Origin of the sequence: Lysinibacillus alkalisoli, from assembly GCF_014643595.1 — a bacterium.
Classification (GTDB): domain Bacteria; phylum Bacillota; class Bacilli; order Bacillales_A; family Planococcaceae; genus Metalysinibacillus; species Metalysinibacillus alkalisoli.
Genome location: NZ_BMJT01000005.1, coordinates 1 through 21951, shown reverse-complemented (window position 1 = coordinate 21951; position 21951 = coordinate 1). Strand labels below are relative to the sequence as shown.

General features: G+C 37.6%; 23 protein-coding genes, 16 tRNA genes and 1 rRNA gene. 8 read left to right on the top strand and 32 right to left on the bottom strand.

The features are described from left to right. Positions 1–38 precede the first annotated feature (38 nt). The 8 genes from IEW44_RS08310 to IEW44_RS08275 form a co-directional block, all read right to left on the bottom strand. Complete coding sequence (locus IEW44_RS08310; protein ID WP_188614588.1) at positions 39–1448, bottom strand: AraC family transcriptional regulator; 1410 nt, start codon at positions 1446–1448, stop codon at positions 39–41. 6 nt (positions 1449–1454) lie between these two features. Further along, the gene (locus IEW44_RS08305) at positions 1455–2393 is read right to left on the bottom strand and encodes an ABC transporter substrate-binding protein (RefSeq protein ID WP_188614587.1); all 939 of its coding nucleotides are present in this window, start codon (positions 2391–2393) and stop codon (positions 1455–1457) included. Positions 2394–2556: 163 nt separating this feature from the next. Then, positions 2557–3345, bottom strand: coding sequence for an HAD family hydrolase (locus IEW44_RS08300; protein ID WP_188614586.1), 789 nt, complete (start codon positions 3343–3345; stop codon positions 2557–2559). A 57-nt stretch (positions 3346–3402) separates the two neighbouring features. Beyond that, positions 3403–3654 (bottom strand): DUF3006 domain-containing protein, encoded by a 252-nt coding sequence (locus tag IEW44_RS08295; RefSeq protein WP_188614585.1) that lies wholly within the window; start codon positions 3652–3654, stop codon positions 3403–3405. Next, the gene (locus IEW44_RS08290) at positions 3641–4810 is read right to left on the bottom strand and encodes an MBL fold metallo-hydrolase (RefSeq protein WP_188614584.1); all 1170 of its coding nucleotides are present in this window, start codon (positions 4808–4810) and stop codon (positions 3641–3643) included. The genes IEW44_RS08295 and IEW44_RS08290 overlap by 14 nt, the downstream gene beginning before the upstream one ends. Further along, on the bottom strand, positions 4810–6309 hold the full coding sequence (locus IEW44_RS08285; RefSeq protein ID WP_188614583.1) for a coproporphyrinogen III oxidase: 1500 nt from the start codon (positions 6307–6309) through the stop codon (positions 4810–4812). The genes IEW44_RS08290 and IEW44_RS08285 overlap by 1 nt, the downstream gene beginning before the upstream one ends. Positions 6310–6406: 97 nt before the next feature. After that, the gene (locus tag IEW44_RS08280; protein ID WP_188614582.1) at positions 6407–6751 is read right to left on the bottom strand and encodes a YlbF family regulator; all 345 of its coding nucleotides are present in this window, start codon (positions 6749–6751) and stop codon (positions 6407–6409) included. 18 nt (positions 6752–6769) lie between these two features. Beyond that, complete coding sequence (locus tag IEW44_RS08275) at positions 6770–7912, bottom strand: DUF445 domain-containing protein (protein ID WP_229704197.1); 1143 nt, start codon at positions 7910–7912, stop codon at positions 6770–6772. Positions 7913–8046: 134 nt separating this feature from the next. Between IEW44_RS08275 and IEW44_RS08270 the strand changes: the two genes are divergently transcribed. The 3 genes from IEW44_RS08270 (at position 8047) to IEW44_RS08260 (ending at position 10676) form a co-directional block, all read left to right on the top strand. After that, a complete protein-coding gene (locus tag IEW44_RS08270) occupies positions 8047–8250 on the top strand; it encodes a YheE family protein (RefSeq protein WP_188614580.1) in 204 nt (67 codons plus the stop codon). A gap of 79 nt (positions 8251–8329) precedes the next feature. Continuing rightward, positions 8330–9718 (top strand): hemolysin family protein, encoded by a 1389-nt coding sequence (locus IEW44_RS08265; RefSeq protein WP_188614579.1) that lies wholly within the window; start codon positions 8330–8332, stop codon positions 9716–9718. A 94-nt stretch (positions 9719–9812) separates the two neighbouring features. Further along, entirely contained in the window at positions 9813–10676 is an 864-nt protein-coding gene (locus IEW44_RS08260) for a cation diffusion facilitator family transporter (RefSeq protein WP_188614578.1), read from the top strand. 205 nt (positions 10677–10881) lie between these two features. Here the strand turns inward: IEW44_RS08260 and IEW44_RS08255 are convergent, their stop codons facing one another. Further along, positions 10882–11526, bottom strand: coding sequence for a response regulator (locus IEW44_RS08255; protein ID WP_188614577.1), 645 nt, complete (start codon positions 11524–11526; stop codon positions 10882–10884). A gap of 11 nt (positions 11527–11537) precedes the next feature. After that, entirely contained in the window at positions 11538–12650 is a 1113-nt protein-coding gene (locus tag IEW44_RS08250; protein ID WP_373286136.1) for a GAF domain-containing sensor histidine kinase, read from the bottom strand. A gap of 160 nt (positions 12651–12810) precedes the next feature. On the opposite strand from IEW44_RS08250, the gene IEW44_RS08245 reads away from it, so the two are divergent. Next, positions 12811–13227, top strand: a complete 417-nt coding sequence (locus tag IEW44_RS08245; RefSeq protein WP_188614575.1) for a disulfide oxidoreductase — start codon at positions 12811–12813, stop codon at positions 13225–13227. Continuing rightward, complete coding sequence (locus IEW44_RS08240) at positions 13227–14036, top strand: RluA family pseudouridine synthase (protein WP_188614574.1); 810 nt, start codon at positions 13227–13229, stop codon at positions 14034–14036. Before IEW44_RS08245 ends, IEW44_RS08240 begins: the two co-directional genes overlap by 1 nt. A 51-nt stretch (positions 14037–14087) precedes the next feature. On the opposite strand, the gene IEW44_RS08235 is transcribed toward IEW44_RS08240, so the two are convergent. Then, entirely contained in the window at positions 14088–14918 is an 831-nt protein-coding gene (locus IEW44_RS08235; RefSeq protein ID WP_188614573.1) for an aldo/keto reductase, read from the bottom strand. A 38-nt stretch (positions 14919–14956) separates the two neighbouring features. Beyond that, entirely contained in the window at positions 14957–15121 is a 165-nt protein-coding gene (locus tag IEW44_RS08230; RefSeq protein ID WP_229704196.1) for a hypothetical protein, read from the bottom strand. Between the two features lie 359 nt (positions 15122–15480). Here IEW44_RS08230 and IEW44_RS08225 point away from each other — a divergent pair, with 359 nt between their 5' ends. Next, positions 15481–16329 carry a VOC family protein gene (locus IEW44_RS08225; RefSeq protein ID WP_188614571.1) on the top strand — a complete coding sequence of 283 codons (849 nt, stop codon included), beginning with the start codon at positions 15481–15483 and terminating at the stop codon, positions 16327–16329. 89 nt (positions 16330–16418) lie between these two features. Here IEW44_RS08225 and trmL read toward each other — a convergent pair whose 3' ends face one another. Both trmL and queG read right to left on the bottom strand, forming a co-directional pair. Then, positions 16419–16889 carry a tRNA (uridine(34)/cytosine(34)/5-carboxymethylaminomethyluridine(34)-2'-O)-methyltransferase TrmL gene (trmL, locus tag IEW44_RS08220; protein ID WP_188614570.1) on the bottom strand — a complete coding sequence of 157 codons (471 nt, stop codon included), beginning with the start codon at positions 16887–16889 and terminating at the stop codon, positions 16419–16421. Continuing rightward, complete coding sequence (queG, locus tag IEW44_RS08215; RefSeq protein ID WP_188614569.1) at positions 16886–18010, bottom strand: tRNA epoxyqueuosine(34) reductase QueG; 1125 nt, start codon at positions 18008–18010, stop codon at positions 16886–16888. Before queG ends, trmL begins: the two co-directional genes overlap by 4 nt. Before the next feature lie 53 nt (positions 18011–18063). Here queG and IEW44_RS08210 point away from each other — a divergent pair, with 53 nt between their 5' ends. Both IEW44_RS08210 and IEW44_RS08205 read left to right on the top strand, forming a co-directional pair. Beyond that, positions 18064–18594, top strand: a complete 531-nt coding sequence (locus tag IEW44_RS08210) for a hypothetical protein (protein ID WP_188614568.1) — start codon at positions 18064–18066, stop codon at positions 18592–18594. Then, positions 18591–19094: a DIP1984 family protein gene (locus IEW44_RS08205; RefSeq protein WP_229704195.1), complete on the top strand. Its 504-nt coding sequence runs from the start codon at positions 18591–18593 to the stop codon at positions 19092–19094. The genes IEW44_RS08210 and IEW44_RS08205 overlap by 4 nt, the downstream gene beginning before the upstream one ends. Before the next feature lie 210 nt (positions 19095–19304). Here IEW44_RS08205 and nagB read toward each other — a convergent pair whose 3' ends face one another. From nagB to rrf, 18 genes are all read right to left on the bottom strand, one after another. Continuing rightward, positions 19305–20021 carry a glucosamine-6-phosphate deaminase gene (gene nagB, locus IEW44_RS08200; RefSeq protein ID WP_188614567.1) on the bottom strand — a complete coding sequence of 239 codons (717 nt, stop codon included), beginning with the start codon at positions 20019–20021 and terminating at the stop codon, positions 19305–19307. Positions 20022–20201: 180 nt separating this feature from the next. After that, positions 20202–20283: transfer RNA gene (locus tag IEW44_RS08195), tRNA-Leu, on the bottom strand. A gap of 38 nt (positions 20284–20321) precedes the next feature. Next, positions 20322–20395, bottom strand: a tRNA-Cys gene (locus tag IEW44_RS08190). Positions 20396–20403: 8 nt separating this feature from the next. After that, positions 20404–20478, bottom strand: a tRNA-Gly gene (locus IEW44_RS08185). A gap of 4 nt (positions 20479–20482) precedes the next feature. Then, positions 20483–20555 (bottom strand) — tRNA-Gln (locus tag IEW44_RS08180). 7 nt (positions 20556–20562) lie between these two features. Next, positions 20563–20638, bottom strand: a tRNA-His gene (locus tag IEW44_RS08175). 34 nt (positions 20639–20672) lie between these two features. Next, positions 20673–20748 (bottom strand) — tRNA-His (locus tag IEW44_RS08170). 20 nt (positions 20749–20768) lie between these two features. Further along, positions 20769–20842: transfer RNA gene (locus IEW44_RS08165), tRNA-Trp, on the bottom strand. 7 nt (positions 20843–20849) lie between these two features. Then, positions 20850–20933 (bottom strand) — tRNA-Tyr (locus IEW44_RS08160). Positions 20934–20939: 6 nt separating this feature from the next. Beyond that, positions 20940–21015, bottom strand: a tRNA-Thr gene (locus tag IEW44_RS08155). 25 nt (positions 21016–21040) lie between these two features. Then, a tRNA-Phe gene (locus IEW44_RS08150) sits at positions 21041–21116 on the bottom strand. 12 nt (positions 21117–21128) lie between these two features. After that, positions 21129–21204 (bottom strand) — tRNA-Asp (locus IEW44_RS08145). A 3-nt stretch (positions 21205–21207) separates the two neighbouring features. Further along, positions 21208–21282 (bottom strand) — tRNA-Met (locus tag IEW44_RS08140). Between the two features lie 20 nt (positions 21283–21302). After that, positions 21303–21378, bottom strand: a tRNA-Val gene (locus IEW44_RS08135). A 17-nt stretch (positions 21379–21395) separates the two neighbouring features. Next, a tRNA-Glu gene (locus IEW44_RS08130) sits at positions 21396–21470 on the bottom strand. A gap of 22 nt (positions 21471–21492) precedes the next feature. Then, positions 21493–21585, bottom strand: a tRNA-Ser gene (locus IEW44_RS08125). A gap of 5 nt (positions 21586–21590) precedes the next feature. Continuing rightward, positions 21591–21665: transfer RNA gene (locus IEW44_RS08120), tRNA-Asn, on the bottom strand. An 11-nt stretch (positions 21666–21676) separates the two neighbouring features. Beyond that, a 5S ribosomal RNA gene (gene rrf / locus IEW44_RS08115) occupies positions 21677–21791 on the bottom strand. Positions 21792–21951: the final 160 nt, after the last annotated feature.

Sequence of the window (21951 nt, the reverse complement as noted above, 5' to 3'; positions counted from 1 at the left end):
TTCTTAGTTGTCGTCTATATATCATAATACGTAATGCGTTAACAAAATATGCGTTGTAAATCGTGTAATTTTTTGTGATTGCTTATGACACCAAAATTCATCCATGTGTAAAAATCCACGATAGCATATTGTCCTTTTTGCACGGCCTCAAAATGTTGCCAAGCTTGATTTTGTTGGCTTTTCGCATTTTCAAACGTAATTAATAAAAAATCCGCATCCATTTGCATTTGCATTTCTCTTGATAAAGCAATACGTGGTTGGTTCGCTGTCATAAATTTTGTTGGTTTAAAGAAGGTGTGCAACACTTCAGTAACATAACTATGCGCTGTAGTGTGTAGATACACGCCGCTTTCTGACACACGAATACAAGCTACTTTAGCCTTCTGCCATAGTCTCATTCGTTCCTTAACATGATTAACTGTTGCTGCATAGTCTTTAATTCTTTGCAGTGCTTGTTCTTCACGATTAAATAATAAGCCTAATTGCAATAAATTTTGACGCCATTGATATGCCTTAGCTGATAGATAGATTTGAGAAGCTGGTAAATCTATACTTGAATGAAACCAGCGCTCAACCCCATGATCCATAATCATATGCTGAATTTGTAGCTTTTCTATTTGCCTTGTCATATCTTTTGTTAAATCAATGGTAGGTACTGTCAATCCTAAGTACTCTTGTTTTCCCCAAATAGGATTGATGCATTGTGCTTGTGGCTCAATGTCTAATGCAACAAGAAAATCTTCAAGATAAGGTGCAAATAAAAACGTTGGTGATAAGAGCAATTGTCGATATTGTGATACGGTCACACCTGTATATTTTTTAAACTGTTGTCCTACATAACCTTCATTTGGCCAGTTTACATGATGGGCAATTGTCATTAACTTCTCGTTATTATGCAAATATTGTTTCACAGCCTTCACTTTTTGATATACAAGATATTGTTGTAGCGACATACCATAATGCTGTTTAAACTGTTTCGTCAATTGACTGCGATGCATATGTAACTCCATACTTAGCTGTTGCACAGATAGGTTAGCAAAATCTTGCCCTGTTATTTTTTGTTCAATATACGAAAAATCGCCTCCCATACGCCTCATCTGCCACAGTGTAAATAACCATTGCTCAAAGAGCAAAACGGTTTGCCATTCATGAATATGATCCTTTTTAGTGAAAGCAGTAGCAATATCTTTCACATGTTGCAAACAAGCAGAAAAAGACATGTGAAATGCCATGTCTTCTGTAAATCTAATGTCAGCTTTTGTTTCAAAATAAACAATATAATACTGTCCTTGTGCACATATGGTTTCAACTGAAGCAAAATAGCGGTACTCACCTGCATATACACTATCATTATTCAGCGTCACCTTGCCTTGCAATACGATAATAATCGCCTCACACATAGACGCCTTGCCTTGTTGTGTAATTGTATGAAATTGAAATTTATACATCATACATCACTTCTTTAAAAACCATTTTTCAATATCGTCCATTTTCATGCCATTCGCTAAAATGGCTCCTGATTGCCAGTACGTACGATTAGCTTGATAAACTTGCCCTTTTTGTACAGCAGGTACATGTGCCCAAAGTGGCCCCTCTAAAAGCTTAAACGCCTCTTGATTTTCTTTAGTGTCCCAATCTCCATTTGATGGGAATACAATAATGTGATCTGCCTCCAATTGAGGGATATATTCTTCTGATAAGATTTGGTGATATTCTTTCATAGAAGAAGCAAGTGCTACTGGTGTTAAGCCAAACGTCTCATAAATGGTGCCAATATAACGATTTTTAGTACCAAATAAGGCTAAGTCATTCTCACCTACATTCACTCGAATAACAGCTACTGTCTCATCTTTAAATGGCATTAACTCTTGTTTTAATGTAGTTGCACGTTGCTCATATTCTTGTATGACTTTTTCAGCTTCGTCTGCTTTCCCCACAATGTTAGCTACTTGTTGTAACACCATTTTAGGATCATCTAAATACTCATCTTTAATACGTACTGTTGGTGCGATTTTAGTAAAGCTTTCATAAATTTTTTCATCCGCCCAACCATCAACAATAATCACATCCGGTTGTGCCTCAACTAGCGGCTCTATGCTACCTGTAATATCAAAGTTTGGTACATCTAATTGTAAATGTTCCTGTATGCCCCACGCTGGATGATACCATTGCATAATAGGGGTAACATCTAGGGCCTGTAAATAATCTTCTAAATATATTGCCATAATACGTTTAGGCGCTTTAGGTATCTCAACCTCGCCAAATTGGCTTTCTACCGTAATAACCTCTTTATTTGAAGTCACTTTCTCCTCTGTTTTACTAGTATTATTAGATGCCGAACTACAAGCCGTTAGCACAAACAATAAAAAGATAACACTCATTTTTCTCCACATAATTAAACGCTCCTTATTGATAATAATTATCATTTTCAAAATTAGTGTATATAATTCTTAAAATAATAACAATACCTTTTTGTGATTGAAATCGATGTTTTTGTGATACTAATAAAAAAATCGCACATATCCTTCTTCATAGGACATGTGCGATGTATTTTATTTAGTTAAGTGTATCCAGTAATTGTACAAGCTCTGATAGTAACTGTACCTCATATGTGGGCTTTACTTTATCTGGTGTTTGCCCTTCGCGATTAATCCAAACATTACGCATATTAACACGTGATGAGCCCAAAATATCTGTATTTAAATTGTCACCTACCATTAATGCTTCATCAGCTGTCACATTAGCCGTTTGCAACACATGTTTAAATATCGAAGCATCTGGCTTTCCTTTACCAAAATCACCTGAAATTATAATATGATCGAAATATGGCACTAATTCTGGCGTGATGCGCAATTTTAAATTTTGTAAGCTAGGTGCACCATTTGTTAGCATAATCAATTGATAGTTTTCTTTTAACTGGGTTAAAACGGAAAACGTATCTTCATATAAAAATGGCGATTCTTTACGTGCTTCTACAAAATATTCTCCTAATGTTGCACCTAATTCAGCATCGTCAATACCACAAGCCTTTAACCCTGCCGTCCAAGCATCTTTTCGGTATTGGGGTACAATATGTTTCATTTTTTGAAAAGCTGGTGTTGGGTCATCAAATGTCCCCCACATGCCTTCAAATGGGTTAATACCAATTAAGACTGTATAATCATACGTTTCATAACCTTCATATAACGTACGAGCTGCTTTCCGTGTTGCTTCTTCTAGCTGCTTAGCATTTACAGCAACACTTGCAGCTGCAAAAGCACATGTTTTATCAAATGCCGTTTGAATACTCTTTTTATCCCATAATAAGGTGTCATCTAAATCAAAAATAATCGTTGATATGGCCACTATACTATCTCCTTAACCCTTGTATATTTACTAATATGAGTGTATCATACTATACTTTTATTTTTTATGCTTATTACGTAATTTCGCCATTAAACTCATTGCATCTTGCAATGCTTGGTGAGTTTCATCTTGTTGCGCTTCAAAACAATAAAAAGTGCCATCCGTTGTTATAGACACAATATCACCTTCTGCTAAGCTAGAAGGAATTTGTGTAGCAGGTAAAGCTAACTGTTGTTCTTCATCATCTCGTTGTAAAAGGATCGCATATCCGTCTTCTATGCGATCAATAGTATATTTAATCGAGTTCACTTACCACAACTCCTTTAGCATCCTTCAACTGTGCTGCATCACCCGAGTTAAGCCAAATTTGCTGATTAGTCCATTTAATGTGCGTCTTGTCTTCCATGGCATCTGTGCCACTTGTTACTGTAATTGTATCACCCGCTTGTAAAGTAACAGAAGGGAAGGTGAAAATCTGATTGCCTTCAACTGAAACTAATTGCCAATCTTCTAATGACACAGCTTCATTACTTGTGTTCGCAATAACTACTTCTTCTTTCACTACATCTTTACTTTGTAAAATAACACCTGTTGCTGATTGAGGTGCAATCATTTCTAATGGTACGGCCCCTACTTTATAATGCTTACCATCTGTTTCTACAATAATATTCCCTTGAGTTGCTGTAGCATAAACCTTTACGTTTTGTTGCGCTAATACATCCATAACTTCATCATGTGGATGCCCGTATTTATTGCCTTCACCATAACTTAATATTGCAATCTCTGGTTGCACCGCTTGGATAAACTGTGGTGAGCTACTTGTATTTGACCCGTGATGCCCAGCTTTCAAAACTGTTGACTTAACGTCACTTTTCATCATTTCTTTTTCTAAACTTATACCCGCATCGCCTGTCAATAAAAAGGATACTTCATCATACAGTACACGTAAAACAATTGAAGCATCATTATTATCTTTAGCGTTCTCGTTAGCGTGTAACACTTCCACTTTAGCATCGCCTAAGGACCATTCGTCGCCGGTTGCTGGCACATAATACGTAATGCTTTTATTATCAATTAGTGTCAACATGTCAATAAACGTCTGAGAGGTATGTGGTTTACCTGAATCTACAAATGTCCCCACTTCAAATTGCTCTAAGATTGGTACTAAACCACCAATATGGTCAGCATCAGGGTGGGTGGCTACAACATAATCAATTTTTTTAATACCTAAACCTTGTAAATAGTTCGCGATATTACGTCCTGCTCCTTTAGTACCTGCATCTACTAACATTGTTTTGCCCTCTGGTGATTGTAAAAAGATACTATCGCCTTGACCTACATCTAAAAATTGAACATTAAACAAGGCGCCACTCAAAACACCCTCTGCGCTTTTAGGTTGTGCGATTTGACAACCACTTAACAACAACACAACCATCATGACAGTGCTGAATAATAATCGTTTCATCACTGCTCCCCCTCTAATTGTTCTAGTAATGCGATTTTTTTCTCTATCGCTTCTTCAAATGACATCATATAAGCTGCGGGGTCTTTAGGGTTATGAAATTGTGTAATACGCCCCTCGCTATTAATAAACTTAGATGATGCTCCGCACCCAATGCCTAGAATCGTTTGAGCTTCTTCCATAATAACAATATTATAAATACTTTCCTCGCCTTTTTTACTATAGCCAACATTTTCTAAGTTGCCTAAAATATTTTTCTGGCGATATAAATAATACGGTGTATATTGTTCTTCTTTCGCAAATTTTTCTGCCATTTTCATCATTTGAATTACGGTTTGTCGGTCAGCAACTTGATATTTCTCTTTGTTGTGTGTCATCTCTGAAGCACGTTTAAAAGATAACGTATGTACAGTCAATGACTCTGGCTGCATTTTCTTTGTCTCGGCTAAGGAGTGCTCAAACTGCGGTAGTCCTTCATTAGGCAACCCAATAATTAAATCCATATTAATATTACGCATACCTTCATTACGCGCTAACCAAAACTTGTCGATTGTCTCTTGCACAGTGTGATGCCTTCCAATAGCTTGTAATGTTTCATTTGTATAGGATTGTGGATTCACACTAATACGGTCTATATGCCATTTTCGTAAGACGGCTAGCTTTTCTTTTGTGATTGTATCTGGTCTTCCAGCCTCTACGGTTATTTCTCGTACCTCCGCCATATTGGGAAAATAGCGATGTAACGTCGCATATAACGCATCCATCTCATGTGCTTCAATAGCAGTTGGTGTACCTCCTCCCCAATAAATTGATGTGATCTTTTTATCATGCGCTGTCAGCCACTCTCCTAATGCTTGTAGCTCGCAATGTAAGCCTTCAAGAAAACTTGTTACACGACCCTTTTTACGATGATGCCCAATCGCATAAGCTGGGAAAGTACAGTACGCACATTTTGTTGGGCAAAATGGAATGCCTATGTAAATGCTAATTTCATTATTAAGCGTATCTAAATCGGGAATCGTTACAAGTTGGCGCTCAACAATTTGCTCCATCAACCGTATTTTTTCATGCGAAATACGAAAATCTTCGTGTAATGTTTGTGCAATTTGTTGTTTTGTTTGCCCTGCTTTACGCATTTTATGATATAACTTTGTTGGTCGAATCCCTGTTAAGATCCCCCACTCTTGTATCATACCTGTGTGCGCCTCTAATACAGTTAAAAACACATGAGACAATGCTCGTTTTATCCGAATATTTTGCACATCGTCATGCATATTCTCGTAGGTTTTTTGATAATGACTAGTATATTGTTGCCCTGCCACTACTAATCGCGCACTCGTTATGATTGTTTGTGCTTCTACTTGATACGTAAATGTCACTTGCATATCTGGTTGTTCAACTTTTACTTTGATCTTGCTATCTTCAAAAAAAAGATTAGCCAAATGATTAAATACCCGTATATAATCCTCTGGATAACTACGGTCTACTTGAATAATTTTCATAATCTTATTTGTTCTTCCTTTGCTTATCAGTATGATATTCTATTGTACCAAAAAAAAAGATGTCCCTAAAGCGCTTTAGGGAACATCTTAAGATTGCTTATAAATTGTCATACATTGCTTGAATCGGTTTCGTTAATACACGATTAACCTCTTGCAGCATACCGCTTACGGCCATCTCTGCTTCTAACATCGTTAAAATCTTTGGGTTTTGTTGGGCTAGCTGAGCCACTTTTTGCGCATGTTGGTATTCATCTTCTAAAATCTCTTCACCAGCCATTTGTTTTTCTTGCAACTTCATTTGTACATCGCGGAAATTTGTGAATAATGTACGCGCTTCTTCATCGTCTTTTACTAATACAATAGCCTCTTCTAATGTTTTAAACTCGTTTGTCTTACGCATTGTCGCCTCTAAGCGATTGATGTCATCATAAATGTTAATCATAATTAGCCTCTTTTCTTTTTACCCTATTAAATGTACGATTACGCCTTGTACTATACCTATTAAACCACCTAATACAGCACCGAGTACAGTAATCATTTTAAATTCTCTCCTTGAAATGCCTAACACCAGGTCTTCTAATTGTGCAACTGGGAAGGAGTCAACTTGCTCTCTCACGACTTCTCTTAAGTTTAAGCGTTGTAACACATCTTCTAATCGATGTTCTGCTTCAGTAAATCCTCGTTCTACTAGCTGTGGAATAATTGTTGTTTTCATATATTGTGGTCCATTTTTCCAATAATGTACAAGTGGTTGGTCTAATCGAGATGAAATAGCTAACTGTTGTTTAGCATAATTTTGCACCCGTTCTACGATTGGTTCGAACGCAATATCTTGCATAAAATCAATTGCTGGTCTCTTCTGTAAATTTTGCCACTCTGTCATAAAGATTGTGGTTAGTGTAGCTCTTGTCGAGTCTGACTGAATTAAATGAACAAGTTCCTTTTGTACCTTTAATACAAGCGAATTTGAATCACCAACAAACATATGAATCATATTTCCAAGCGAGCCTTTTGAAGATAAAAAGCTATCAATCATATTTTTAATCGTCAATTCCCCTTCAGGTGACACAAAATAATCTCGTCCCTTATCTAACATATGGTTAACCGCTTCTGGTATTTTATGATCAATAGTTGCTTTAACATCCTCAGAAAGAAGTTGTTCGATTGCCTTTGTCGATAAGGTGTGATGTAAATGACCAAATTGTTGTACAATAACTTGATCAATTTTTTGTTCGACATCAGTAGCCATATGTGGAAAACCAGCTTGTGTTAACCAGTCTTGAATCGTTTTATCAGGTGTAAAAAGGAGTTGGTCTGACTTATCCTCCAAAAATAGAGTAACTTTATCTTTAATATCCTGTGAAAAAAACTTTTTATGAATGGTTTCTGGTGTTAATAAATAGTTTACAACTGTGTCCCCTAATTGTTTGGCTAATTCATCACGTCTCTTAGGTATAAGACCTGGTGTAAAAGGCAAACGCTTACCTTTAATGTAAATGGGATGGTGTGGTCGAAATAGCATTTTTATTGCAAGGTGATTCGTAATACCCCCAATGATTGCGCCAATCAATGCCATAAAGGAGATGGTAAAAAGGATTTTCACACGCATCGTGCCTCACTTTCTCTTTTTGCTGTAGTCATTATAACAAACCATATGCTAGAAAAGAAAATAAATACACTACGTAGTTGGCAGTAAGCTAGCAATCCGTCATAATAAAGAAGCAAGGGGGAATGACTATGATCCAACATTTTAATTACAAACCATTATATGCAAATGCACAGTTACCAGGTTGGCGCTTACAATTTTTTTATGAGCGACAACGTTACGAGGCAGAGTATGAGAAAGATGGCTCAATCAAATGGCTAACTGCTCCGCCATCGAATGAACAAAAGGTAAAAGAAATGATTCATGAATTAATGCTGTTTCACGTCTATGAGTAATCGCTATTCATTATTTGTATTTTACTTATAAATATTTTATTATTATATCAGCTAACATTTTTTCACTTACAGGAGGTGTATGCTTTGTTCTTGCGCAAAACGTAGAGGGCAAAGCGATTATTTGGACGGAGACATATTGGTGTTAACCATTAGATTGGCAGTATTTGCTGCTTTAATCGCCTTAACAGCTTTTTTTGTCGCATCAGAGTTTGCGATTGTAAAAGTAAGAAAGACACGTATTGACCAGCTTGCAGCTGAAGGAAACAAAAAAGCTTTAAAGGCACAGAAACTTGTATCAAATTTAGATGAATATTTATCTGCCTGTCAGTTAGGTATTACAATGACAGCGTTAGGATTAGGTTGGATTGGTGAACCTACATTTGCTATCATCTTAGAGCCATTATTTGACTTTTTAAATTTAGATGCTCGCATTACATCCGTACTTTCATTTTTAATCGTATTCTCATTGGTGACATTCTCACACGTTGTAATTGGAGAATTAGCGCCAAAGACAATTGCTATTCAAAAGGCTGAAAAGTTAACATTAACATTAGCAGGCCCGCTTATTTTATTCCATAATATTATGTATCCATTCATCAAATTATTGAATGGCTCTGCACGTGCTTTAACTGGACTATTTGGCTTTAAAGCTGTTTCAGAAAATGATGCAGCACATACAGAAGAAGAGTTACGTATGATTTTAGCAGACAGTTATAAAGGCGGCGAAATTAATAACTCCGAATACAAATATGTAAATAGTATTTTTGAATTCTCTGAACGTTTAGCCAAAGAGACGATGGTACCTCGTACGGAAATCGTCGGTTTAGAAAAAGAGTTAACCATTAAAGAAGTTTTTGAATTAATGGGGGTAGAGCAATATACACGTTACCCTATTATTGATGGCGATAAAGATAACATTATTGGTCTTGTTAATATGAAACATATTTTAACGGCATATATTAAAAATCCTAACAATGGTGACAAACCGATAACAGCATATATGCAACCCATTATTCGTGTTATGGAAACAATGCCGATTAGTGAGTTGCTATTAAAAATCCAGCGTGAACGCATCCACATGGCTATCTTAATTGACGAGTACGGCGGTACTTCTGGATTAGTTACTATTGAAGATATTATTGAAGAAATTGTCGGTGATATCCGAGATGAATTTGATGCTGATGAAGTACCCGAAGTACGTAAACTAGGGGCTAACCACTATATTTTAGATGCTAAAGTTATTGTGGAAAATGTAAATGACTTATTAGGCATCACCATTGAAGATGATGATGTTGATACTATTGGTGGTTGGTTTATGACGAATCATTTCAATGCTTTAGAAGGCGATACAATTGAAGAACAAGGCTATGCTTTTACTGCTAAAGAACTCGACGGACACCACATTTTATACGTTGAGGTTAAAAAATTACCACCTGCAGAAGAAGAGAGCCCAGTTATGATTGACTGATTGTTAAAGTAGGGGGAGTCCATTGTGGGCTCCTCCTTCGCTGTTTTTAATGGTCTTGTTTAGGGGAAACTTTTTGCTAAGGAGGCAATATTCCATGGATTTATATAGTAATTTAAAACAAGGTGAAAAAGGGGCATGGCTCTCTATCATTACATATCTTGTGTTGAGCACTGTGAAACTCACTATAGGCATTACGGGGAATTCTGAAGCATTGCGCGCAGATGGTTTAAATAATACGACGGATATTATCGCCTCAATCGCTGTACTTATTGGTTTGCGCATCTCACAGCGACCACCTGATGCCAACCATCAATATGGGCATTTAAGAGCTGAAACTATTGCTTCACTAGTCGCTTCTTTTATTATGTTATTAGTAGGATTAGAAGTGTTATCAAGCGCCATACAAAATATGTGGCAAGGCAATACAACGACACCTTCTTCTTTAACAGCTTACGTTGCACTTATTAGTGGTGGTATTATGTATCTCGTATACCGCTATAACTTAGCACTTGCTACACGTATTAATAGTGCTGCTGTAAAAGCTGCCGCTATGGACAATCGCTCAGATGCTTTAGTAAGTCTAGGGGCAGCCGTTGGTATTATTGCAGCCATTTTAGGTTTTCCGATTATTGATAGTATTACAGCCGTACTTGTTGCTGCTATTATTATTAAAACAGCGATTGAAATTTTCTGGGATGCTGTGAAAGCATTAACCGATGCGTTTGAGATTAAAGACGTTGCCGAGCTTACAGCTTTAATTGCAGAAGTAGAGGGAGTATGTAGCGTTAAAAATATACGCGGACGTACACATGGCAACATGTATTTCATTGATGTTACGATTACTGTAGCTACCCATTTAAATGTCGTTGAGAGCCATCATATTACAGAACAAATTGAACAACATGTTCAAACTAAATATGTTTATAGCCATGTGCATGTCCATATTGAACCTGAATAAAGGATGATTTAACAACATATACTATTTATGGCAACATAGTTTTATTACTGTAACGCAAATAGAATGTATCACTTCTGACCCACTCTCTTCTTTAATGCAAGTAGAAGATATGACGGAGCGTTTAGTAGCTAAAGTGAAAGAACAAGAAACAAAATAATACGATGTATGCAAAACAAAATGCCTCACCTAACGATGAGGCATTTTTTTATGTCATTCCCTCTGTTAAGCCATGTTTAACAGCATATAATGCCGCTTGTGTGCGGTCTTGTACTTCTAATTTATGAAAAATATTAGAAATATGGGTTTTAATCGTTTTTTCTGTAACAAATAAAGAAGCTGCGATTTCTTTATTACTTTTCCCCTTTGTTAACTCCGATAATACATCCCGTTCTCTTGGGGTTAAGGGATGTAAAAGATGAGGAGCGTTTTCCATTTCTTCTTGTTCACGCTCTAATGTAGTAGTCGCCTCAGGATGTAAAATATTTTCACCACGCATAATTTTACGTATGGAGTCTACTAAGTCGTCTGGTTCAATATCTTTCAATTGATAACCTGCTGCGCCTGCATCTAGCGCTGGAATCACATGGTCACGATCGGAATAGCTCGTTAACATTAACACTTCCATTGTAGGGAACTTCTCTTTAATTTGAATGGTCGCTTCAATCCCGTTCATTTGAGGCATAATTAAATCCATCAGCACAATATCTGGCATAAGTTGCGCTGCTAATTTAACAGCCTCTGCTCCATTACTAGCCTCGCCAATCACTTCAATATCTTTTTGTGTCTTCAAAAAAAATAATAATCCTCGTCGAACGACATGGTGATCGTCAGCAATTAATACACGAATCATCTTAACACCTCCTAATATGGTAGCCGAATAAGTAGCTCTGTGCCTTTATCAATAGCACTTACCCAGTCTGCTGTGCCCCCCATCTCCTTGGCACGGTCTCGTATAGACTGTAATCCCATAGATAATAATTGTTCACTAGCGTCAAAGTCGAATCCCCTGCCACTATCTCGAACAACTAATAAAATATCTGTAGCCGTTACTGTAATATAAATGCTAGCCTCTGTTACTCCAGCATGCTTTCTCACATTATTTAATGCTTCTTGTGCAATTCTAAACAATGTTTCTTCAATGCGTGAAGGAAATTGTAACACGCCTGATACTGTTACATTTAATGTTAAGCCAACAATCTCTGCATAAGCTTTAATAGCTTCCATTAAACCTGTTTCTAACCCTTTAGGACGCAACTGCCAAATTAAGGCGCGCATCTCTGTTAAGGCATCTTGCGTAAGTTGCTGTATTTCTTTAAAGGTTTCTTTAATCAATGCATCTTGACTCATTTCAACGCCAGCTCGTGCTGTTAACGTAACAGAAAATAATAACTGATTCACAGAATCATGCAAATCTCTCGCCAGACGATTTCGCTCTTGAGCAAGCGCTACTTCTTGTGCTTGTTGAGTTAAACCGATGCGTTTTATGGCAGAACCCATTTGAAAAGCCACAGACTCTAATAAAGCAAGCTCTGCATCTGTAAAACGGATGGTGTTAGGAGATGCTACATTGAGCAAACCAAAGCGTTCTTGTCCCGATTGCAGTGGCACTGTTGCATGATGGGTAATCGCATTACTAGAACCATTATTCGCTTCTATTGCGCTTTCAATCCGCTGACAAGCAATAATATTCGATGCCTTGTCTAATTTTTCATTGCGATAACTAGAAACACAGAAACAGCCACCTTTTTTTAAATAATGGCAATTATTATGACTTAATGCCTCTGGTAAATTCACATGCGTTACAAGTTGAGTACGGCCTTTTTCATCAATAAAAAAAATCCAGCCCGTTTCAAAATTTGTACCCATTAAGAATTTTTTCAGTGCTGTTTCTAACATGGCAAACATTTCTGTACCTTCATTTAATAGCTCTGCTATCTCTTTTAATAGCAAAACGTTTGCTTGTTCTTTTTGCATCACATACACCTTTCCTTTGTCTTAATCATATCATCTTCCTGTTTTAAGACGTGTAAAAAAATGTTCATACTTTCGACCGAAAGTTTTTAACTTGTATCTTTTTTATTTACAAGCTTTTTTGTAAGATTTATAATCAATAGCGATATCACGGAGGTGACGTATGTCAAAGAAATCAGAAAATCTACTACTTCTCATTTGGGTTGTATCATTAGTAGCCACTTTAGGCTCGCTTTATTTTTCCGAAGTACGACACTATTTACCTTGTGAAATGTGTTGGTACCAACGTATTTTAATGTACCCAATTTTACTTATTACTACCATTGCTATCTGGCAAAAAAACGCCAAAATTGCCATGACGACCCTCGCATTCTCTGCTATTGGTGGTGCTATTGCCATTTATCATTATGGCATTCAAAAACTAAGCTTTTTAGCATCCACTGCACCCGCTTGTAAATCAGTATCATGCACAGCAGAGTATATTAATTGGTTAGGATTTATCACAATCCCATTCTTATCTTTAGTAGCATTTGTAGTTATTATTGTGGCTTCTATTTTGCTTGTTAAAGAGGCGAAATAATGCAGTTTACTTTACAAGCTCCTATGACAATTGAACAAGTATTACGTGATTATTTTCATGCAGGCAAAAAGCTCGTACATGAGCTGCGAATGGCAAAGGCGATTACTATAAATGATGAGGTACCTCGTTGGAATATTACTTTCCCTATAGGCACTACATTACAAATTGCCATGCCTAACATAAATTCCAACTACACAGCGGTTGCCTGTGCTATCCCTATTATTTATGAGGACGATGCAGTATTAGTCGCTGTAAAGCCTCATAACATGCCTACGCACCCTAATGAGCCTACACAGCAAAATACTTGTATGAATCATATTGCAGGGCATGTACAAGGTTATGTTGAGCATGTACAACGCTTAGATGCAGGCACAAGTGGCGTATTACTGATGGCTAAAAACCCACTAGTGAAAGCTAAGCTTGATTATGATCTGGCTACACAACAAGTAACACGTATTTATGAAGCGGTTATCGAAGGGCAATTAAAGCCTGCTGAAGGCACTATCAATCAAGCCATTGGGCGTGACCGACATCATAATACTCGCCGTGTAGTAAGCCGTACAGGGCAATCTGCTATTACACACTATAAGACACTACAACATGGTAAGCGGTCTGTGATTGAGCTTAATCTAGTTACTGGCCGTACCCACCAAATACGTGTGCATCTTGCTTTCTTAGGGCACCCTATTATAGGTGATGTTCTGTATGGGAGTACAGTCCAACAAGACCATTACGAATTAAGAGCAAAAACGGTTCGTTTCCATCATCCCATCACCCAAAAGCTCACAACAATTACGAATCATTTATAAACAAAGAACGGTTGAAAATGTATTTTTCAACCGTTCTTTTTTAGTGCTATGTTAACCGAAATGTTTTTCAAAACCTTCATGTTCGGGATTTACACCGAAACGTTTATTTTTATTTAATGTTGTAATACGTTGCATATCTTCGTTAGTGAGTGCAAAATTAAATAGCTCAATATTTGCCTTAATACGTGAAGGCGTTACAGATTTAGGTATCACAATCACGTCGCGTTGAATATGCCAACGTAAAATAATTTGTGCAGGTGTTTTATTATATTGTTCAGCTAATTGGATTAAGTCTGCATCTTCTAAAACAGCCCCTCTCCCTAACGGAGACCATGCTGTCAATGCGATATTACGTTCATTACAATACGCACGCAATTCTTGTTGTTGTAAGTAAGGATGCATTTCAATTTGATTTACCATTGGCATGACATTAGCAAACTGCTCCAATGTTGCTAAATGCTTTTGATGATGATTAGATACGCCTGGTACACGTATTAATTTCTCATCATAAAGACGTTCAATCGCACGATATGTATGCGTATACTTATCTTCGATTGGCCAGTGTGTCAAATATAAATCAAGATAATCCATGTCCAAATTTTTTAAGGACTGTTCAAATGCACGCAACGTCTCATCATAACCTTGATCATCATTCCACACCTTAGTTGTGATGAAAAATTCTTCTCGAGGTATCCCACTTATGCGGACTGCCTCACCAACTTCTCGTTCATTTTTGTAAAAAGACGCTGTATCGATTGCACGATAACCATCTCGGATTGCCTCTTCAATAGCAGCTAAAGTTTCATCACGATTTGTCATTTTATACACACCTAAACCGACTCTAGGCATGCATACCCCATTCATTAATGTTTTGAACTCCATAGTCACTCACACTCCTTTGTTACCATTGTAATGCATTGTTACTTTTTGTGCTTAATATGATGTTCTTCCTCAGTAAATTGTCTAGGATCTGCAATTTTATTTTCCTCTGCTAACTCTGTTTCATCATGCATATTTTCCATTTCTTTTCCTAGTTTTTTAATATCCTCAAAGTCATTCGTCATTTCACCATTCTTCTTATTCATGCTACCCCTCCTCATTTTTTATTTCTATTCCCGCTTTTGAACGATTTACGCCATATTTTAACGCATAATGGCGTTTGCATTTGAGCATATATGCGCTATACTTATTTTATATGTTGACTAATTGAGGAGGTTACTTCCATGAAATTACTTCTTATTATTGGTGTAGCTGTAGCATTCTTATCTGCCATCTTTACTGCAGGCTACGAAGGTAAAGCTACGCTTGACAATTAATTGTCATAAGCAAAAAGAATCGCATATTTGTTGCGATTCTTTTTTTCTTGAGTGTAATTCATATCTCTTTTAACAAACACATGCTATTATAATGCTTAGTAATTAACTATACTTTAGGAGGTATATGTATGACTTTTCATACAAAACCCGCTCAATTCATTAAACATATGACTTTACATGTCACTGATTTAGAAGCTATGACAAATTTTTATACTAATGTACTTGGCATGCAAGCTACAATAACGGCAGATGAAGTCCATTTGAGTGCAGATGGTACACAAACTTTATTAACACTAGTGCCCTTACCTTCACCTGAGGCACATCATTCACGCACAACAGGGCTCTATCATATTGCCTTCTTGTTACCCACCCGTGCCGATTTAGCTCACATATTCGTTCACTTTGAGAAACTAGGTATTCGCTTAGGTGCCTCTGACCATGATGTTAGTGAAGCATTGTATTTACATGACATTGAAGGAAATGGCATTGAAATTTATGTAGACCGTGATGCACAAACTTGGGAATGGACCGATCAGCATACCGTAAAAATGGGGACAACTTATTTACAGGTACAAGATTTATTACAACAAGTGAATGGTGAGTGGAATGGTATGCCTACTAACACTGTGATTGGGCATATTCATTTATCTGTTGCTAACTTGCAAGCTATGCATGACTTTTATACAAAAGGTTTAGGTTATGAAGTGGTAACTCGTTACGGGAATCAAGCCCTCTTCTTATCTACAAATGACTACCATCATCATATCGGAATGAATACTTGGGAGTCTTTAAACGCCCCGCCTAAAAAACCTAATCAAACAGGGATGGCAAGCTATACGATTGATACTGCCAATGAACAAACAGCTCACGAGCTTAAAGAACGTTTACTAGCGTTGGGCGCAACAATACAACCATTACAATTTGGTTTTAGTACTGTTGACCCTTCAGGCAATACTATTCATATCACGTTTTCTTAATTTGTCGTCTTATTAGATAAAAGCAAATAAGTGGTAAAAGGCAGCTGCCTTTTACCACTTATTTTGTCTTAACTACTTGCAATTTTTTCTTAATGTAAACGAGGAAATTGTCGTTGTCTCAATGCTTCATAAATAATAATAGCTGCACTATTCGATAAATTTAGCGAACGCACATTATCACTTTGAGGAATGCGCAAACACATCTCTTTTCGCTCCTCCGCAAAATCTTTAGGTAGGCCTGTGGTCTCTCTACCAAACATAAAATACAAATCCTTTTCCCCTGTAAAATCATGCGCTGAGTAAGGTTTATCGCTGTAAGTCTCAATTAAATAAATTAAACCTTGGTGCGCATAAGCTAAAAAAGCTTCTAACGATTCATGGTGTATAACATGAACACTCTCCCAATAATCTAATCCCGCCCGCTTTAACATCTTGTCGTCCGTTGAAAAACCTAAAGGATGAATTAAATGTAAGGCAGTATGAGTAGCTGCACATGTGCGTGCAATATTACCTGTGTTGGCGGGTATTTCAGGTTGATACAATACAATATTTAACGTCATAACTCTTCTCCTAAAGCTAATTTAATTTCATGTAACACCATATCTTCTTGTTCTTTTAACAATGCATTTTGTAAAGCTACTTTATCGTTTGGGATTTCCCCAAGTGCATATGCTGCTGTTGCGCGTATTTCGGGTCTTGGGTCATTGTGTAATACATCAATAATGGCTGGTACAGCACTCTCCTCTTTAAAATTAGCTAAAGCAATTAATGCATTACGTTGAATGGGCTTTTTACCGCGCCAAGAACCTGATACATGACCAAACTTATCTTTGAATTCTCGGTTTGTCATATGCAATAAAGGCTCTAATAATGGTTTTGCTAATTCAGGGTCTGGTGTAAACTCCTCATGCATCCAATTCACCTTACCTTTATTTTTCGGGCATACGGTTTGACATGTATCACAACCATATAGGCGATTACCGATATGTTTTCTAAATTCCATTGGCATTACACCTTTTGTTTGGGTTAAAAAAGCGATACAACGCTGTGCATCCAACTGTCCAGGATTTACAAGTGCTCCTGTAGGACAAACATCCAAACATAACGTGCAATCCCCACAAGCCTCTTCTATAGGCTCGTCGGGAACGAATGGAATATTAGTAACTAATTCACCTAAATAAACATAGGAGCCAAACTCATGGGTAATAATCGAACAATTTTTACCACTCCAACCTATACCTGCTCGTTCTGCTACAGCTCGGTCTACGAGTGCCCCTGTATCTACCATTGATAAAATATCAACTTCTGGTACTTTTTCTTTAAGCCATACTTCTAATTTCGCTAAACGTTCTCTAAGCGCTGTATGATAATCAATACCCCATGATGCTCGACAAAAGATACCTCGTCTTGCGCCCTTTTTGCCTACAACTCTCTCTTTCATTTTTGAGGGATATGCTACAGCAATAGCTATAATACTTGTTGCATTTGGCAATAATTTGATTGGTGTCGTCCTAAGCTCAATATCACTCTCTTCAAATCCAGATGCAAATCCTAACTTTTGTTGTGTGTAAAGCCGCGTTTTTAAATCAGGAAAAGAAGCTGCTGTAGTAAAGCCAATTTTATCAATTCCTATTTCATGGGCATAAGCAACAAGCTCTTGTTGTAACAGCTGTATGCTCATTTATACGCCTCCTATATGTTATAATAAATATTACTTAAAGGGGGATAATTATTATGCAACAACCTATGATTAAAGTTGGTACCATTTATTATCACAATATTACGATCGCTGATGCCCCTCAAATGATTAAAGGACGTGTTCGATTATATCAAGAAAATCTCTTTCTTGAAATGGAACAAACCCCCATTGAAGAGCGTCAAGGTATTAAACAATGGTTATCTATATTACAACCTGTACAAACACCTTATTTTATAACACTTTTTGAAAAAATCAAACAAGGCAATTTTTTACCATCGACCAATGGTGTACAAGATGTTAACCATTTCTTTATGCTCCAATACGAGACACCTATTCAAGTATTCGATACCGATCAGTTAAGCACACCAATTACTATTCAAGAAGTGCTCTATAAAAATACAATTGCACCTATTACAACGCAAACAACAAATATCACGCAAGTTTTTTACTTACCACCTTCGCTATCATTAACTAATGCCGAAGCGTTATTACAAGCAGCAGCAAAAATGTTTACACAAATTAATGGTGGTGAGTTTATTATATCGCTTAAGGAGGATACATTATGAATTTAGCCGAAGCTGTCAAATTGAAAAGTATTTTAAAATCTAAATTTTATGAGTATACAGAGGAACTTCATCGCGTCGCTTTTATTACAGTAGAAAAAGGCGAAGAAGCTACAAATACATTTCGCTCCATGTCTGAAGTTGAAAAGGATTTGGCGCGCATTAGACAAGATATTCGCACATTAGATCGTCTTGTTTATGAAGCGAATACTAAAAACCACGTTACATTCGAAGATAAAGAGTGGGCATTAGTAGAAGCAATTGAATTAGCTAGTCAACTACGTGAAGAAGCTAGCCTGTTCCGTCATTTCAGCGAGCAAGCTAAACAAACTGTAGAGAATAATACAGGTGATATTATTTTATATCGTGTAGCTCAATACGAGCCTGATGAATATCGGGAACGTGCAGACGTATTAGAAAAGAAAGCCCATCGTTTATCAAATGCGATCAACGCTAAAAATTATACTATTATTATCGATTTCGATGATTCTTTCTATTTTTAATGTATGCCTAGCAAGGTGAGAGTCTTAGCTAGGTGAGCTGTGATAAATGATTTCTTGAAAACCAATGACCTGTTACCTCTTTTTAAGTTACTATTGACCAATGACCATCCAGAGACAATGGAACTTAAACTAATACTTGTCGTAAATTCTCTTACTTTATCACAGCAAAAAAAAAGCGCTTGGCTACTGCTAAGCGCTTTTATCATGACTTTATTTTGTACCACCATAAATAATTGTAATATTAGGATGTGTTATTAATTGGCTTGCTGGGAACTGTTCATCGATTACACCTTCTTGTAACTTTTTCATGGCATCTAGTTTACGTTCGCCAAATGCTAACAAGACTAATTCCTTAGCGTTCATAATACTTTGAATTCCCATTGTCAAGGCATGTGTTGACACTTCTTCGCCTTCTTCAAAATAAATCGCATTTTCTGTTCTTGTTGATTCTGTTAATTCCACTACATGTGTTAAAGAGTTAAATGAAGTACCTGGCTCATTAAAGCCAATGTGACCATTTACACCAATACCTAAAAGTTGAAGGTCAATACCTCCTGCACTTTCAATCGCCTGTTCATATTCTTTACATTCTATTATTAAATCTTCTGCGATACCATTTGGAATATGAATATGCTCTTCTTCAATGTCAACGTGATTAAATAGATTTTCATGCATATACGTCCAATAGCTTGCTTTGCTTTGCTGTGATAAGCCCACATATTCATCTAAGTTAAATGTCACGACATCTTTAAAACTAATATTGCCCTCCTTATTCTGCTGAACAAGGATCTCGTATAGCCCAACAGGTGTGCCTCCCGTAGCTAAACCTAAAACACTATTTGGTTTATTCATTAATTGTTTTACAAATATCTCTGCGCCAATACGACTCATTTCTTCGTATGTATTTACTTCAATCCATTTAACCATTCGTTAAGTATCCTTCCTTTTACACAACATTTACTTATAATAACGTATATCTTTAATATTTAGTTGCATATTATTTACACTTCTTTTTATTTTACAGTTTTTTTCGTACAGATGCGAACATTTTATCCAAAAAAAGATTCTAACTGTATAGTTAGAATCTTTTCAAATCAAAAAATTTAATACCGGTGGCCGGGATCGAACCGGCACTCCAGAAGGAATGCGATTTTGAGTCGCACGCGTCTGCCAATTCCGCCACACCGGCTAAAAAAGACAAAAAAAATCGGTATTCCGATTTAAAAATGGAGGCGGCAACCGGATTTGAACCGGTGATAAAGGTGTTGCAGACCTGTGCCTTACCACTTGGCTATGCCGCCTTATTTAATGGAGCGGAAGACGAGGTTCGAACTCGCGACCCCCACCTTGGCAAGGTGGTGTTCTACCACTGAACTACTTCCGCAAAACTGGGGTACTAGGATTCGAACCTAGGGAATGACGGAATCAAAATCCGCTGCCTTACCACTTGGCTATACCCCAATAAAAATGGGGCGACTGATGGGAATCGAACCCACGAATGCCTGAACCACAATCAGGTGTGTTAACCACTTCACCACAATCGCCATAATACCCTAAATTAAATTGTAAATAAAAAAATGGGGCGACTGATGGGAATCGAACCCACGAATGCCTGAACCACAATCAGGTGCGTTAACCACTTCGCCACAATCGCCGCAGCTTAATTATTTAAATTGGCAGGGGCAGTAGGAATCGAACCCACACCAAAGGTTTTGGAGACCTCTATTCTACCGTTGAACTATGCCCCTATAAAACTGGTGGAGAGGGACGGATTCGAACCGCCGAACCCTAAGGAGCGGATTTACAGTCCGCCGCGTTTAGCCACTTCGCTACCTCTCCATCAAATGGTGCCGGCGATAGGAGTCGAACCCACGACCTACTGATTACAAGTCAGTTGCTCTACCAACTGAGCTACACCGGCAAATGATGTTTTATATGATAAAATATGGTGGGTCAGGACGGAATCGAACCGCCGACACTTAGAGCTTCAATCTAATGCTCTACCAACTGAGCTACTGACCCACTTTATAAAAATGGCGGTCCCGACCGGGATCGAACCGGCGATCTCCTGCGTGACAGGCAGGCATGTTAACCGCTACACCACGGGACCTTTTGGTTGCGGGGGCCGGATTTGAACCAACGACCTTCGGGTTATGAGCCCGACGAGCTACCACTGCTCCACCCCGCGATAATACTTATTAATATAAATGGTGGAGAATGACGGGCTCGAACCGCCGACCCTCTGCTTGTAAGGCAGATGCTCTCCCAGCTGAGCTAATTCTCCGGGAATATATAATATAATGGTGACCCCTACGGGATTCGAACCCGTGTTACCGCCGTGAAAGGGCGGTGTCTTAACCGCTTGACCAAGGGGCCTTTAAACATAGCTAATCTTATATGGCGGAGAGCAAGGGATTTGAACCCTTGAGACAGTAATTAACCGCCTACACGATTTCCAATCGTGCTCCTTCGGCCACTCGGACAGCTCTCCAAGAATGGCTCCGAAGGTAGGGCTCGAACCTACGACCGATCGGTTAACAGCCGATTGCTCTACCACTGAGCTACTTCGGATTAATATTATAGCCTAGCAACGTTCTACTCTCGCAGGACCTACATCCAACTACCATCGACGCTAAAGAGCTTAACTACTGTGTTCGGTATGGGAACAGGTGTGACCTCTTTGCCATTGCCACTAGACTTATTTAACGTAAAGACAAATTATATTATAGCATATTTATGTATTAATACAAGCTATAATTTGAAAGAATTATTCTTTCAAAACTGGATAAATGCACATTGAAAAGTTGGTTAAGTCCTCGACCGATTAGTATTCGTCAGCTGCATATGTCGCCATACT

Coding starts and splice junctions, on each gene's coding strand:
- IEW44_RS08310 (WP_188614588.1), bottom strand. CDS start 1,448: ATGTATAAATTTCAATTTCATACAATTACACAACAAGGCAAGGCGTCT.
- IEW44_RS08305 (WP_188614587.1), bottom strand. CDS start 2,393: ATGTGGAGAAAAATGAGTGTTATCTTTTTATTGTTTGTGCTAACGGCT.
- IEW44_RS08290 (WP_188614584.1), bottom strand. CDS start 4,810: ATGAAACGATTATTATTCAGCACTGTCATGATGGTTGTGTTGTTGTTA.
- IEW44_RS08285 (WP_188614583.1), bottom strand. CDS start 6,309: ATGAAAATTATTCAAGTAGACCGTAGTTATCCAGAGGATTATATACGG.
- IEW44_RS08280 (WP_188614582.1), bottom strand. CDS start 6,751: ATGATTAACATTTATGATGACATCAATCGCTTAGAGGCGACAATGCGT.
- IEW44_RS08270 (WP_188614580.1), top strand. CDS start 8,047: ATGATCCAACATTTTAATTACAAACCATTATATGCAAATGCACAGTTA.
- IEW44_RS08265 (WP_188614579.1), top strand. CDS start 8,330: ATGCTTTGTTCTTGCGCAAAACGTAGAGGGCAAAGCGATTATTTGGAC.
- IEW44_RS08260 (WP_188614578.1), top strand. CDS start 9,813: ATGGATTTATATAGTAATTTAAAACAAGGTGAAAAAGGGGCATGGCTC.
- IEW44_RS08255 (WP_188614577.1), bottom strand. CDS start 11,526: ATGATTCGTGTATTAATTGCTGACGATCACCATGTCGTTCGACGAGGA.
- IEW44_RS08250 (WP_373286136.1), bottom strand. CDS start 12,650: ATGCAAAAAGAACAAGCAAACGTTTTGCTATTAAAAGAGATAGCAGAG.
- IEW44_RS08245 (WP_188614575.1), top strand. CDS start 12,811: ATGTCAAAGAAATCAGAAAATCTACTACTTCTCATTTGGGTTGTATCA.
- IEW44_RS08240 (WP_188614574.1), top strand. CDS start 13,227: ATGCAGTTTACTTTACAAGCTCCTATGACAATTGAACAAGTATTACGT.
- IEW44_RS08235 (WP_188614573.1), bottom strand. CDS start 14,918: ATGGAGTTCAAAACATTAATGAATGGGGTATGCATGCCTAGAGTCGGT.
- IEW44_RS08230 (WP_229704196.1), bottom strand. CDS start 15,121: ATGAATAAGAAGAATGGTGAAATGACGAATGACTTTGAGGATATTAAA.
- IEW44_RS08225 (WP_188614571.1), top strand. CDS start 15,481: ATGACTTTTCATACAAAACCCGCTCAATTCATTAAACATATGACTTTA.
- trmL (WP_188614570.1), bottom strand. CDS start 16,889: ATGACGTTAAATATTGTATTGTATCAACCTGAAATACCCGCCAACACA.
- queG (WP_188614569.1), bottom strand. CDS start 18,010: ATGAGCATACAGCTGTTACAACAAGAGCTTGTTGCTTATGCCCATGAA.
- IEW44_RS08210 (WP_188614568.1), top strand. CDS start 18,064: ATGCAACAACCTATGATTAAAGTTGGTACCATTTATTATCACAATATT.
- IEW44_RS08205 (WP_229704195.1), top strand. CDS start 18,591: ATGAATTTAGCCGAAGCTGTCAAATTGAAAAGTATTTTAAAATCTAAA.
- nagB (WP_188614567.1), bottom strand. CDS start 20,021: ATGGTTAAATGGATTGAAGTAAATACATACGAAGAAATGAGTCGTATT.